Below are 14,185 nucleotides of genomic sequence, written 5' to 3' on the forward strand. Positions count from 1 at the left end.
AAAGGATCATACCTAAATGAGAAAGTTTGAATAGTAATAATTTCAACTTACTCACATTTGAAGAGAAGAAAAAACATTCAACCATGAGATATAGAAGTCTATTCACAACCATTGTTCTTTTATTCGCCCTATTCAGTTTAAAAGCTCAAAACGATTACTTTTTTGCAGAGGGCACGCGTTTCGATCCAAAAATACCCACGCCTGAAAAATATTTGGGTTATCCAATAGGTACGTTACATACCCGCCACGATGCCATTGTGGGCTACATGCGCGAACTCGCAAGAATTTCAGACCGTGCAAAGCTCGATACCATTGGAGAAACCTACGAACACAGGCAACTGGTGGTATTGACCATCACTTCACCTGAAAACCATAGAAATTTAGAGTCCATCAGAAAAGAGCATTTAAAACTTACCGATCCAACCCAAAGGGTGGGCGATTACACCGATATGAAGTCGGTGGTGCTGTTGGGCTACAACGTACATGGCAATGAGCCATCGAGCTCCGAAGCGGCCATGCTTACCGCATATTATTATGTGGCGGGCCAATCTGCCGAGGTAAGGGCGGCATTGAAAGATGCAGTGTTAATGGTAGACCCCACCTTTAATCCTGATGGTCGTGACCGTCACTCTACTTGGGCCAATTCCTATTTAGGTGATCCCATGGTGTCAGACCCCATTGATGTGGAACATAATGAGGCTTGGCCACGCGGAAGAACAAATCACTATTGGTACGACTTGAACCGCGACTGGCTGCCATTGGCGCATGTAGAAAGTCAATCAAGAATCGATTTCTACCATAAGTGGTACCCGAATGTGGTGACTGATTTTCATGAAATGGGAACGAATTCCACTTACTTTTTCGAACCGACAAAACCATTCGGTTCAGAAAACCCAGTAGTGCCGAGAGATAATTATGATGGTTTGAACAACTTGTTCGCAGGTTATTTCCATGAAGCCTTAGACGAAATTGGTTCTTTGTATTTCACAAAAGAACAGTACGACAACAGCTATCCTGGCTATGGCTCAACTTATCCAGATATTCACGGGGCTTTAGGTTTGGTTTTCGAACAAGCCAGTTCTCGAGGGCACGTGCAAGATTCCCCAACGGGAAAAGTGGCTTTTGCCTTCACCATAAAAAACCATGTAACCTCTAGCTTGGCAACAGTGCGTGCTTCGGTAGGAGAACGCGAAGTACTCTTAAAGCACATGGAGAATTATTTCGATTCTGCTTTGGAAGAAGGTGCAAAGAACCCAGTGAAAGGTTGGGTATTTGGCGACCCTGCAGATGATGGAAGGAATCAGGCTTTCATTGATTTGTTATTGAGACATAAAATCAAAACCGTGGCGCTGAACGATGACATCGAATTAGATGGGAAAAACTATAAAGCTGGCAAAGCATTCTATGTGCCTAATGCGCAAAAGCAATACAGAATGGTGCGCACCATGTTTGAAAAAGTTATCGATTTTCATGATAGTATTTTTTACGATGCATCTTCTTGGACAGCGGCTTTAACCTACAATATGCCTTATGCCGAATGGAAAGGAAAACAAGATTTATCGGGTAAAGAATTAACGAGAAATGACCTGAAAGGCACATATGCTAGGGTTCCGAAAACCAATTATGCTTATTTAATTGAGTGGAACGAATACTACGCGCCTAAGGCTTTGAATTACCTTTTGGAAAAGGGCGTTTATGTGAATTATGGCAGTAAGCCTTTCTCTATCGAAACCAATGAAGGTGTAAAGGAGTATGGCTATGGTACCTTGATGATTCCAGTTTCTCGTCAGGAAATGGATGCCGATTTGGTACATGCTTATGTGGAGGAAGCCACCGAGATTGCAGGTATTCGTGCGCAAAGTGTGAAAACTGGTTTTAGTACTTCGGGTGTAGATTTAGGAAGCGGAAGCTTTACTACAGTAAGAAAACCCAAAGCAATCATGCTGATAGGCGGAAACACTAATAGTGCAGAGGCAGGTGAAGTATGGCATTTGTTCGATTCTAAAGTGGGAATGCCAATCACGAAAGTAGATATGGACAATGCTGGTAGAATCAATTGGAGCGATTATAACACCCTGATCCTTGTTTCTGGATCTTATAACTCTTTAGGTGAAAGTACGCTGGACAGAATCAAGCTTTGGGTTAGAGAAGGCGGAACGCTGATTACCATTAAAGGAGCAACCAGTTGGGCCATTGGCGCAAAATGGGTAAACGAAAAATATGCGCCTCGGAGTGAAAGAGAAACGCCAGAGCGAATGGATTACGTGACCTCTCGAGACTTCTACGGAGCACAATCTATTGGTGGCTCTATGTACATGACAGATATCGACATTACCCATCCAATTGGCTTTGGTTATACCAGCCGTGAGTTACCAGTGTATCGAAATCATTCTACCTTAATTCAACCAAGCTCGAGCCCAACCAATACAGTAGTAAAGTACACTGAAAATCCACTTTTAAGTGGTTATGTGAGTAAAGCTAACTTGAAAGATATTGGGGGAACGGCTTCATTGATCGCTACAAGTATGGGTAGGGGTAATGTAGTCATGTTTGTCGACAACCCGAATTTCCGTGGTATGTGGTACGGTACCAACAGACTATTGTTTAATGCGGTATTCTTCGGTAATTATTAATAGGCCTTATATAAACCGTTAAAACGGTTCTGTCAATTCATCCCTTTAACATAGCCCACGGTTTAAACCGTGGGCTATGTTTTTGAATATCTTTGTGTAATGGTTTTAACCATTTTAACAGTAGTCGTCTTTTTTCTATCCCTGATCTCGAATATCGGGAGAAGGGTCTGAAGTAACAATGTTAGGAGCTTAGCCCAAGGACGGAGTCCTTTGTGAATAGTGGTCACAGGTTCTGTCAATTTATCCTATTATCACAGCCCATAAACCGTAGGCTATGTTGTTCATGAAGCTAATTCAACCTGTATTTTTCCCGGTATTCCGTAGGACTAATGCCTTCTTTCTTTTTGAATAAACGAGAGAAGTAAGGCGGGTATTCAAAACCCAATGCATAGGCTACTTCTGTTACGCTTTTATTGGGGTCTAGCAGAATGTTTTTGGCTTCGTCAATCAGGTATAATTGCAGATGCTCGGTGCTGGTTTTTCCTGTTTCCTTTTTCAGCGTATCGCTCAGGTAACGCTGCGATACCGAAAGCCTATCGGCAATTTGCTCAATACTAGGAATGCCTTTTTCTTGGAGTTTTCCTGAGTCGAAGTATTCTTCAAGTTTCTCGTTAAATTGCTCTAATAAACTATTTGATAACTCCTTTCGGTTGATAAACTGACGTTCGTAAAAACGGTTGGCATATTTAAGGAGGGTGCTCAAATGCGAAAGAATGATGTCTTTACTAAACGCATCTTGATTGTTACGGTATTCCATATCAATACTGTCCACAATGGCCTCCATTTGTTTTTCTTCCTTTGGCGAAAGGTGCAGGGCTTCGTTGGCCGAATAGGAGAAGAAACTATACTTCTTAATCTGTTGTGCCAGTTCGGTGCCTTTCAGAAAGTCTTCGTGAAAGTTGATAGAAAAGCCTTTTTGCTCAAACACCGCGGTGTCATCCCATTGTAATACTTGCCTTGGCGCGATGAAAAACAAAGCCCCATTGGTGAAGTCATATTTGGTTCGACCATAGTTTAATTCGCCTTTCACGAATTTTTTAAAACTAATGGTGTAGCAGTCGTTTGTAATGGGCGGAGAACTCGCTTTGGGGCAGGGTAAAAAGCCATCGCCCAGGGCGGTGTATACGCTAATCATAGGGTGCTCTGGGCGCGGAAGCTCTAGGTATTCCAAGTATGCGGATAATGTTTTGAAGTGCTGCATCTCAGTACTTATTTTCTTCTTGTACTTTAATCAATTGCTGGTTGTATTCGGCCATGCGTGCGTGAGCCAGACCGTCAATCAACAATATAACCGATAACATGGCAATGGTGGTAATCATGCTGGCACGCCAAATAGGGGCATTGACAAAGAAAAGCACCAAAGCACAAGCAATAATGATAATTGGGATGGCAGTAAAAACTACATTTTTGTATTCCTTCAATGTGGCCTCGGTACGAACTATTTCTGAAGCTACAAATGCCGGAGCATCTTCTTGATAAGCTTTTTCAAACTGAGTAATTCTTGCTTTGTTGGTAAAAAATAGGCCCAAACCAATAAGCACCAATAGAGTGCCAGCCACTAAAGTGGGAATAATGTAAGCTTTGGCTAAATCGGTTTTTCCTACTTGCCAAAACCCAATACTTATGGCGATGAATACCACACCCGAGATCGCGAAGAATGGGGTGGAAACCAATTCAGCTTTTGCCCAATCGGTGGCTGCTTTTAGTATATTCATAACTTTGTAATTTATGTTTCTCAATTTATAGATTCCACTTTACACCTGTTTCTTTTTCAGAAAGATCCCACAATTTTTTGGCTACGGTTTTGTCTTTAGCGTGTGGTTTTAGTTCGTGCGGACCTACAGGGCCAACCCAATTGCTTCGGCCTGTTGGGCCATAAAAAGCGGTTTGATCTAATTCAGGTTCCGTGGCACACATCAGCTCCGGGTAAGCGCCATTTTCGGCTGGTTGGGTGAGTGGAGATAGCTTCATCAGGCCAAAAATCATTTTCATCATAAAGCTCCCACTTGTGCTGATTAATGCTGTTCTGGAAGAACCCGGGTGACAGGCATAGGCTTTTACTCCCGTTTTTCTTGCAGCAGCCAATCGATCTTGCAATTCATAAATAGACATGATCTGCGCCAATTTACTTTGGCTGTAAGCATCATTTGGTGTGTAGTCTTTGTTCCAATTCAAATCGTCAAACTTGATGGTCTTAATGCCCATATCATAGCCCAAGCTGCCTACAGTTACAATGCGTCCATTCGATTTTTCGATCAAAGGGAAAAGGAGTGCTTGAAGCGTGAAATGCCCAAAATAATTTACGCCCATCTGACTTTCCCAGCCATCCTCTGTGATTTGTTGCTTGGGCACTTGCGCAATGGCACCGTTGCACATTAGGGCGTCAATACGGTCTACTTTCGCTAAAACTTCGGCTGCAGCTGACTTTACAGAAGTTTGCGCGCCCAAATCCATGGTGATGTTGATGACATTGATATTATTTCCTAGCAGTTGTTTTAGCTGAGCAGTGGTGTCTGCTGCCTTTTTAGGGTTTCGGTTCAACATTACCACCTGTGCGTTTTTAGAAAGCAGAATGCGTGCTGCTTCAAAACCAGTACCGCTGGTAGTGCCGGTAATTACAAAGGTTTTACCGCTCAGGTCTTTTATTCTATCGGGTGTCCAGCCTTTTTTGCCAAATGGATTTGTCGTGCTCATCTCTATAATATTTTGTTGATACAAAGATGAGCTCAGTATTTGTCTACCGTGTTATACACATTTTCGTATAGTGTATACTTTTTGGTTTTTCGTAATCAGATTAACTCATTAAGGCCATTTTATTAATATCCGCACCTTCCAACCGTTTCAATTCTTGAGGGTAGAAGTAGGTGTTAATCATGGCTTTACCAAGATGTGTAGTGGTGGTTACCGATTTCATTTTTTTCAACAGCGAATAAAACGGCTTCATGATTACATACATCGTGTTGTATAATGTGGTTTTAGATTTTATACCTCTTTCTGGCAAAATAACTCCTGGTTGAAACATGTAGGCATCTTTAAAGCCCATGTTCAAAATCATGTTTTCTGTTTTGCCTTTTACTCGTGCCCACATGGTGTTGCTTTTTTCGGTACTATCTGTTCCTGCACCAGAAACATAGTTAAACATCATGTTCGGGTTTATGCTGTGTAAAGTGGAGGCCAAGGCTTCCGAAATGGAGTAAGTGAGTTTGTGATATGTTTCTTCGCTAATGCCAGCAGAAGAAACGCCCATGCAATGAAAACAAGCATCATAACCGATTAATTGACTTTCGATTGCTGAAAAATCTGTGAAATCTTTATGTATTAATTCTTTAACCTTTGGGTGGTCTAGGTTTAATGAACTTCGATTGATAAGAAGTATTTCTTCCACTTGTGCGTCATCAATACATTCTAGTAAAACTCCTTTACCCACCATACCAGTACTTCCTGTTATTATTGCTTTCATATCAGTAATTGAGTTGAGCCTTTAGTCTATAATTCTCTTATCATGAATTGCTAAACTAAAGAATATAAACCGTTAAAACGGTTCTGGCGATGCGCCCCAAAAACATAGCCCACGGTTTAAATCGTGGGCTATGGTATCAAAAAATCTTATAACAATGGTTTTAACCATTTACACCTACTCAGGTGTTTTGGTTGAGGCTTTCTTCTCTTTCCATCTTGTGTTTTTCCACTCTTTTTGCTGAGCCGCGTTGAGGAATGTCCACGCTACAATGCGGCTGCTTTTATTGCCTTGCCCCATTGGAATAGTTTTTACTTCAACCGCATCTGCTTTTTCTAATGATTCTAGAATTACGGGCAGGTTCGAAGACTTAGAAACCAAACTGGAAAACCAATAACATGATTCACCAAAATTTTTGCTTTCGCGAATCATGGTTTGAATAAACTTTCGTTCCCCGCCATCGCACCAAAGCTCTTTACTTCTTCCGCCAAAGTTTAATACAGGGTCGGCTACTTTTTTCTTGGCAAGGTTATTCACCTTTCGCGAAGCACTTTCTTGGGCTTCATCTGGAGAACGATGGAATGGAGGGTTGCATATCGTAAAGTCGACACGGTCTTCTTTTCTCAAAATGCCGTAGAAAATATCCTTTGGCTCGGGCTGTCTTCTCAATTCTATTTTTCCCGCCAAGTTGGGGTTCTGGTCAATAATGGCCTGGGCAGATTTAAGGGAAATGGAATCAATATCAGTACCGATAAAAGACCAACCGTATTCTTGTGTGCCAATAATGGGGTAAACGCAATTGGCGCCAACGCCCACATCAATGCCAGTCACTTTCTTGCCAGTGGGTATTTTACCATAATTGCTTGCGCAAAGTACATCGGCCATATGGTGAATGTAATCGGCCCTTCCTGGTATTGGCGGACATAAATAGTCTTCGGGAATGTCCCAAAACTCTAATTTATAATGGTGTTTCAATAAAGCTTTATTCAGTGCCTTTACCGCTGCTGGGTTTGCAAAATCAATGGAGTCGTCTCCATATTTATTTGGTTGAACGAAGGCACCCAATTCTGGAGTTCCTTTTACCAATTGAGGTAAGTCATAGCGGCCTCTATGTTTGTTTCTGGGGTGAAGCTTTGGCTTGGTTGCAGGAGTATTGTCTTTACTCGATTTTTTATTAGGTGTTTTCCTTTCTCTTCTTTCAGACATATCCATATGAGTTTATCAAAGGCAAAGGTACTGTTCAAAACGGAAAAGCACCTATTCTATAACAAATCGAAAAATAACTCAGAGATGGTTCTGATTTTTGGTTAATAATTTTATAACTTTAAAAAGTATATCAACTCATGTTTTAGTTATAATTTTTTAAATCAGTTAATAATTATCTACATAGAATATATATAGGTAATATTTTAGTAACCTTTCTATTTCTAAAATTATTGAAATTGTGAATGGATAATACTTACCGTTGAAAAAATCAATTAATCAACCTAAATTTTTAAACTATGAAAAACATCGCGAATCAATGTTTTTTCCTTTTACTCGTTACCTGCTTGGTGGCTTGTAATTCTTCACCCAAGGAGAAAACAGAAACTTTGGCAGTCGCTGCTTCGAATACAGGCGGCATCAATGGAGTAGATGGCAACTGTGTTGCTCCTCCTGAATGGTTTACTGGGGCTGTTCCTACGCCACAACCGCAAAATTTCCCTCAGGGAGATGACGTCACCAATTGTGATTTTCACTTAATCTCTTGGCAATACTTTCTATGGCTTACAGAAGAAGTAAATGGGAAGCTACGCTTTGAAAACCTCTACACTAGTAATGCTATTCATCCAGAAACTAAAAATGACACCTATCAGGTTTTGGATATTGTAGAGCAAGCGCTTTCTAAAGGCATCTTAATCGATCAGCATGGAAGAGCGGTGTACAGCAACATTATGATCAATGACATCTATCGCGATTGGGTGCTTGATAATAAGCTGTATGATCCTAAGGTGTTTGTTGATTTTGACGCAACTGCCGATTTCCCTGTAGGCTCTATGTCATTAAAGGCCAACTGGAAATTGGTGCAGCCAGGAGAAGATGTGAGTAATTTGTACACCACCAAAGCCGATATTCAATTATTGACGATGGTAGATGGTGAGCCTAGAATTCCAGAAGATAATCCGCAAATTCAGAAAGATGTAGAAGTAGCTTTAATAGGCTTACACATTGCCGTTGTAGTAGAAGGGCATCCGGAATTTATCTGGGCCACCTTCGAATTTGATGGCAATGCGCCAAACTTTAAAGAAGATGCAAGCGGTGTAGTGGTGCAAGGTATGAACGACCCCGTTTCAGATAAGAACTGGTTGCTATATACTGCCAATACTACCGCCAGGCAAACTAATGCGAATAATGCTGAAATTCTGGAGTTTGTAGATGAAAGTAAGCAGACGCTTACACCAGTAACTCAAGTGGCACGTCAGTATGCGCAAGGTGGAGGAAGTTCTACCAACCGTGGTAATATCGATCACCTGAATACAAATGCGAAAGACCAATTAAAAAAGGAAGGCTCTATTTGGGAGAATTACTTTGAGGTAGGTGCTGTTTGGTTCAATACCGAAAAAGGAGTGCTAAAGCCAGATTGGAATCCTAATGTAGATTCAACTATGGTGACAGGTTCGTTAACCCTCTCCAACGCTACTATTGAAACGTTTACGCAAAAAGTGCGCTCTCAAAACAGTTGCTTCAGCTGTCACAACACATTCCCTGTTACAAATGTGCCGCTCTCCACTAAGGTGTTGCCAGGCAAGAATGCCAATACCAGTCATATTCTTCTAAAGAATTACCAAGGCGGTGGCGAAGTAAAACGTTCTAATTAATTCAACCTAACCATAAAAATAAAATGGCAAATTCAAGCTTAAGAATACATCCAGCTATTGGCATGGCCAGAGTTGGAAATAGTACAGAATATTATTTAGGGCCAGAAACTATGGCCGCATCTCCGCAAGAGGGGCAAGCACTTACTGGTGGGCTTCCAATAAAACCGGGCACCGAAAACACTACCATTACCAGTGGTGATTTGCGTGATGCACAAGGTAGGTTGAAAAGGCAGGCCGCTCGTTTCAAAATCTTTCAATATCCAAATGAGGGCAGCAAACTGAGCTATCCCACGCAGGGAGGAGAAGAAGTATTGATCGGATCTACGGTGGATGGTAAAAAAGTGAAGGACATTATTTGGACAGCGCACTTGGCGAATAAAAAGGCAAATTGTTGGGAGATAGATGAAGACGCCAATCTGGGTATTGAACTTTATAAACCACATGAAGTAACGGTAGACGGAAAAACCATGACGGTGAGTACACCGCCATTGAGGAACCCAGATTTTGATAGTTCTTCACCACAAAACCCATATACAGTAAACCCTGCAAATACCGACCGTTTAAAGAAGCTGGTGATCGATGCTGGGCCTCGTGCTATTAAGGCAAGTCAAGGAACTACGCCTATAAAATTTGATAACGCAACTCAGGCCAGTTATTATGATCAGAGTTTGGAGGCAATTACCAACCAAGCCAATTATCCAATTCAGTTTCCTGCAACCAACGGTAGCAGCTCCAACGGTAGCGATCCGATTAGTTATTTGGGGGAAATCATTACTGAGCCAAATGGTAGGCTTTTGGTTTTAGGCGGACATGGTTTGGCCTGTGCTTTCGATAATCAAGGAAACTTTGATGCCAGTCAACCGCTGTGCAAAGATGTAGATAACGACAATTGGTTAGATGATACTTCTGACGGACCTGTTACTGCAGTTTTGGTTTTTGAAGATGGAACGCAACAGGCGATTGAAGGGAGTGCTTGGGCAGTAGTTACCGATCCTGCTTATGCCCCTCAAACTCTGAATGTGGTAAATCTTTGGGATGATGTTTATAATACTTGGTTAGAGAATTTCAACCTTCAGCCAGAGGTGTTTAGCAACGGGAAATATAATCCCGAATACAAGCCTTACTTCCAAGATGATATTTTCCCAACCTTGAATTCGGCTCATATGCAAATGTGGAATACGAATTTACCAGATCAGGCCATTTCGGCTCACGAAAGAGTGAAGTTGTTAACGGAACAAAAGCCGCCTTTCGACATGATGAAGTTTATTCGAAACCCAGATGGTAGCCAGAATAATAATGGAGCACCATTGATGCCTTTGTCATTGGGAGATGCCAATCAGGCTTTTTTAACCGTATCGCGTCAGCAATATTTCTTTATGGAGCAATGGAATAAAGGAATGAGTGTGGGGGCTAGTGCGCTACCAATAGGCGAGGGTGAACAACTCGATAAAACCATTTTGGTGAATTGCCTCGGTGGTCGTTTTAGCCCTGGAATTGATTTGACTTTTATTGTTCGTGACCCGGATTTATATAATAAAGACTGGCAGAACCCAGCCGTTGGGCCTTTTAGAATTAATGCCGAAGTACTGGATTATTCTACAGCAACTAAAGACCAACCATTTTTAGGAGTAGGCTATACGCCATTGAGGCCAGACCCTGTTCAGCCGGGTGACTTGTGTAAGTTTATGGCTATTCCTTGGCATACGGATTATAACTCTTGTGCTACGCATACGCCAGCGCCAAATCCAGGTGGAGATATTACCGAAAAGAACGTGTATAGCGGAACGGTGAATACTACTTTGTTCTGGTCTTGGCCAGCGCAACGCCCAGTAGCGGTATATACTTTCAATGATTTATCGGCCAATAATGGCGATATCAAATCTACGAAACAGCGTTTTTCAGTTCGTGGAGAAGGTACTGCAGCGCAGGAGAATTTATCGACTCCGGGTTGCCCAGCTTCATCAGGTTTCGATACTGCTGCAATGAATGTAGGTCGTTATCAGAACCGTAGAAATATTCTTACGGAATGGGTGAAAATCGGTACGATTATGCAAGGGCCTGCCATTGACGGCTATCCTGATGGTTTTAATAAGGATTATTACTTGGAGGTGGAAAGCCTTTTCGATAAAGATGACAGTAACTTGGTCGTTTTCTGGCCAAATGTTGTTGATGACGAAGTGTACCCTCCTAAAAATTAATTTTGGATATAGTTCCCAACTATAATGTGGCAATAATTGGCGCAGGACCCGCAGGGTGTTCCTGCGCCATTGCTATTTTAAATGCAGGCATAGCAAATGTCACTTTGGTAGATACTTCGAAAACAGGTAAATTCCATATTGGAGAAAGTATTCCCCCTGAGATGAATCCTATTCTTCGCCAATTGGGTATTGCAGATGCTTTTCAGGCTCAGAATCACGAACCCTGTTTTGGTAGTTGCTCTTATTGGGGAAGTGAAAAGAGGGGTTATAACGACAGTATTTTAAGTCCGTTCGGGCATGGTTGGCATTTAGACCGCGCAAAATTCAATCTATTTTTAGTGAACGAGGCTGCTGAGCGTGGCGCTAAAGTTTTGTCAGGGCACAGTTATCAAAGTAGCCTGAAAACGGAGGGTGGCTATCAATTAAACCTGAAAAAGGAAGGTGAAGATTCAACTACAATAGAAGCTGATTTTGTAGTAGACGCTTCTGGTGTGCGCAGCGTTTTTGCTACCGATCAAGGAAGTAAGAAGCAGCACGAAACCCCTTTAGTGTGTTTGGCTTTAAGGTTCAAAAATAAGGGGCTTCGCGAAGTATCTAAACTTACACATTTAAAATCGGTTGAAAACGGATGGTGGTATGCCGCCAGAATTCCCAATGAACAATTATTGGTAACACTTTACACCAATGCTGAAACGGTAAAAAAATTAGGTCTGAACGACCTTAAAAACTGGATTCAACTTTTGCAGCAATCCCCAAATACGCATCAATGGATTGCCCAAATGGAACCGATTGATCAGAAGTTACTCGGTTTTCCTGCTCAGTCTTTTTGCTTAGATCATGTTGTGGGCGAAAACTGGATGGCCATTGGAGATGCTGCATCGGCTTACGACCCAATTACTTCACAAGGCATCATCAAGTCCATAACACAAGGTATGCGTTCGGCAGAAATCATTGCACATTGTAAAAATGGAGCAAAGGAAGCTCTTCCATACTTCGAAAAGGAAGTTTTTCATCAGTATGAACAATACAAAGAAGCCCGTCAACATTTTTATAACCTAGAGCAACGCTGGCCTCAAAGTGAATTTTGGAGGGAGATGCATGGTTTGGATAAATTGGTTTCTTCTAAACCAAAGTAAATGTTTAGAAATTTTTTATTCAAAAGAGGGTGGGATATGTTCATCAACAGAAATTGATATAGAAGTGAAGTCTATTGAACTAGTTCAATAGGCTTCACTTCTAAAGTCAGCACATAAATTTATAAAGCCTGAAAAATAAGGATCTCAGAAATTTTATTGGTACTGGGATTAAAGTTAAAGGAAAGAGAAATATCCATATCTGCTACATGAAATAATAATCTGTTTGAACTCAAACCTTTCTGGTATTCATTTGGGAATATGTTAGAGAGTTTACTGATGGAGTCTCCAACTTTTACATCTACGCCCTTGATTCGAAAAACAAAACTTGATTTAGTAAAACTAGCTTTGCTCAAATAAAAGTCACCCAAAAGATCAGTGTATTTAACAGTTGCTCCGGCATAAGTAAAGTTACAAACCTGTTCAACGAATTGATCTTCGCATTTTTCAGTGCTTGGTTGGCCTAGTTTATTTTTCAATTCACTCCAATTCTCATCTATATTCAAGAGTTCATCTAGGCTTATGCTTTGGTTTATTTTAATCGATGCAAAGTCGCTAATCGTAATTACTCCATAGCCTTGGCCAAAGAGGGTTGTTAGGATAAAGATGGGTAATAGAAATTTCATCTGCTACAATTTTTATAACACCATTGACTAAACTAGTGATTGAAAGACTAGAATTTCGGTTATTTTATTTGTGCGTGAGTCGTAAAAAAACGAGATGCCTAAGTCAGTATACTCTAAAACAAGCAGAATTTGATGCTCAAATGATTGTCCTTCTGGCACCGTCTGTCTTTTGTTATAAGCATCTGTATGAACCAAAGATAGTTTGGATATGTCATCTCCAACCTTGATTTGCTGCCCTTTTATACGAAAAGTGAAATTAGTATTGGTTATAGCTAGACTACCCATCATATAATCACCTAAACGGTTACTATAGTAAATTTTCAACCCAGATTGCTCAACATAACAATTGTTTCCAGCCTCATTTGTGGTGCAAGTCGGGGTGGTCACACCCAAAGATGCGGTGAGTTGTGACCAACTTCCATTAACAGGTTGATACTCAATGTCTCCTAAGGACATGGTTTTTGAGTGTTGGTTATTTATTATTTGAATTGTTTTGTAGTCTTCAACGCTTAAAGTACCTGAAATATCCTGAGCCTTACTCACAGATACCGTGGTTAGGAGGATTAGGAGTGATAATTTATTTTTCATTATTAACCCGTTGGGTGTTTCTAATAAGCCTACTTATTTACCCTTATTAAAGGCTTCGCTTCTAGCTTCAAAAGTCCTCCTGGTATTTTAACCCCTTTTTCTTTTTTAGCAATTGGCTTCCCGTCCACATAAATGTTCACTTTTTCCATTGGGTGGAATTTAAAGTAAGCCTTATTGGGATTGTCTGGATCTAATTCCATTGTCCCGCTATAAACCCAATCGTTAAACTCATCCCTCAGAACAAAGCCTAATGTATATTCCGTTCTTGTTGTTCCGAAATCAATAAATAAATAATCATCGAACACAGGATTAGGCTTATTTTGATCCTCATTAAAAAAGTACTTACCTTGAATAATATCCATAAGCAGGTTTTGCTTATAATCCTTTTGCAAATCAAATTTCTTGATTTTCTCCAGTGAAAGCTGAAACACCTCATTTCCTTCCTCCCATTTCCAAAGGCCTACAAACTTATCTAACCTGGAGTCAGTTATATAGGATCTTTGATAATAGGCTGGAGCATCTGTTAAATCTTTTTTCTCAATTTGCTTTTGAGCCGAAACATCAAAAGCCAACAACATACCGGTAATTAATATATAATATTTCATAATAGGTTGTTTTAAAATTAATTACACCTAATTGTTACGACATTACTACTTGAGTTTAACCCTAGCTGAGTCCAACTATTAAACGAA

General features: G+C 40.8%; 12 protein-coding genes. 4 read left to right on the top strand and 8 right to left on the bottom strand.

Annotation, left to right across the window (positions count from 1 at the left end):
- The first annotated feature begins 83 nt into the window (after window positions 1–83).
- Complete coding sequence (locus MB14_RS16250; RefSeq protein WP_062593488.1) at window positions 84–2,633, top strand: M14 family zinc carboxypeptidase; 2,550 nt, start codon at window positions 84–86, stop codon at window positions 2,631–2,633.
- Between the two features lie 289 nt (window positions 2,634–2,922).
- Here MB14_RS16250 and MB14_RS16255 read toward each other — a convergent pair whose 3' ends face one another.
- The 5 genes from MB14_RS16255 to rlmF form a co-directional block, all read right to left on the bottom strand.
- Window positions 2,923–3,834: a helix-turn-helix domain-containing protein gene (locus tag MB14_RS16255; RefSeq protein ID WP_062593491.1), complete on the bottom strand. Its 912-nt coding sequence runs from the start codon at window positions 3,832–3,834 to the stop codon at window positions 2,923–2,925.
- A gap of 1 nt (window position 3,835) precedes the next feature.
- Window positions 3,836–4,348, bottom strand: coding sequence for a hypothetical protein (locus MB14_RS16260; protein WP_062593493.1), 513 nt, complete (start codon window positions 4,346–4,348; stop codon window positions 3,836–3,838).
- Window positions 4,349–4,373: 25 nt separating this feature from the next.
- Complete coding sequence (locus MB14_RS16265) at window positions 4,374–5,327, bottom strand: SDR family oxidoreductase (protein WP_062593495.1); 954 nt, start codon at window positions 5,325–5,327, stop codon at window positions 4,374–4,376.
- 100 nt (window positions 5,328–5,427) lie between these two features.
- Window positions 5,428–6,093 carry an NAD-dependent epimerase/dehydratase family protein gene (locus MB14_RS16270; protein ID WP_062593497.1) on the bottom strand — a complete coding sequence of 222 codons (666 nt, stop codon included), beginning with the start codon at window positions 6,091–6,093 and terminating at the stop codon, window positions 5,428–5,430.
- 174 nt (window positions 6,094–6,267) lie between these two features.
- Complete coding sequence (rlmF, locus tag MB14_RS16275; protein WP_062593846.1) at window positions 6,268–7,296, bottom strand: 23S rRNA (adenine(1618)-N(6))-methyltransferase RlmF; 1,029 nt, start codon at window positions 7,294–7,296, stop codon at window positions 6,268–6,270.
- A 296-nt stretch (window positions 7,297–7,592) separates the two neighbouring features.
- Here rlmF and MB14_RS16280 point away from each other — a divergent pair, with 296 nt between their 5' ends.
- From MB14_RS16280 to MB14_RS16290, 3 genes are read left to right on the top strand one after another with little or no spacing between them, the layout of a single operon-like run.
- Window positions 7,593–8,948, top strand: coding sequence for a hypothetical protein (locus tag MB14_RS16280; RefSeq protein ID WP_062593498.1), 1,356 nt, complete (start codon window positions 7,593–7,595; stop codon window positions 8,946–8,948).
- Window positions 8,949–8,971: 23 nt separating this feature from the next.
- The gene (locus tag MB14_RS16285) at window positions 8,972–11,146 is read left to right on the top strand and encodes a LodA/GoxA family CTQ-dependent oxidase (RefSeq protein WP_062593499.1); all 2,175 of its coding nucleotides are present in this window, start codon (window positions 8,972–8,974) and stop codon (window positions 11,144–11,146) included.
- A 2-nt stretch (window positions 11,147–11,148) separates the two neighbouring features.
- Window positions 11,149–12,282 (top strand): NAD(P)/FAD-dependent oxidoreductase, encoded by a 1,134-nt coding sequence (locus MB14_RS16290; protein ID WP_157716606.1) that lies wholly within the window; start codon window positions 11,149–11,151, stop codon window positions 12,280–12,282.
- A 119-nt stretch (window positions 12,283–12,401) separates the two neighbouring features.
- Here the strand turns inward: MB14_RS16290 and MB14_RS16295 are convergent, their stop codons facing one another.
- Genes MB14_RS16295 through MB14_RS16305 form a run of 3 tightly spaced genes read right to left on the bottom strand, consistent with a single transcriptional unit; the run spans window position 12,402 to window position 14,098 of the window.
- Complete coding sequence (locus tag MB14_RS16295; protein ID WP_062593501.1) at window positions 12,402–12,905, bottom strand: hypothetical protein; 504 nt, start codon at window positions 12,903–12,905, stop codon at window positions 12,402–12,404.
- Window positions 12,906–12,932: 27 nt separating this feature from the next.
- Window positions 12,933–13,493 carry a hypothetical protein gene (locus MB14_RS16300; RefSeq protein ID WP_062593504.1) on the bottom strand — a complete coding sequence of 187 codons (561 nt, stop codon included), beginning with the start codon at window positions 13,491–13,493 and terminating at the stop codon, window positions 12,933–12,935.
- A gap of 29 nt (window positions 13,494–13,522) precedes the next feature.
- Window positions 13,523–14,098 carry a DUF6705 family protein gene (locus MB14_RS16305; RefSeq protein WP_062593506.1) on the bottom strand — a complete coding sequence of 192 codons (576 nt, stop codon included), beginning with the start codon at window positions 14,096–14,098 and terminating at the stop codon, window positions 13,523–13,525.
- Between the last annotated feature and the right edge of the window lie 87 nt (window positions 14,099–14,185).

Source organism: Roseivirga ehrenbergii (assembly GCF_001593005.1).
GTDB classification, from domain to species: Bacteria; Bacteroidota; Bacteroidia; order Cytophagales; family Cyclobacteriaceae; genus Roseivirga; species Roseivirga ehrenbergii.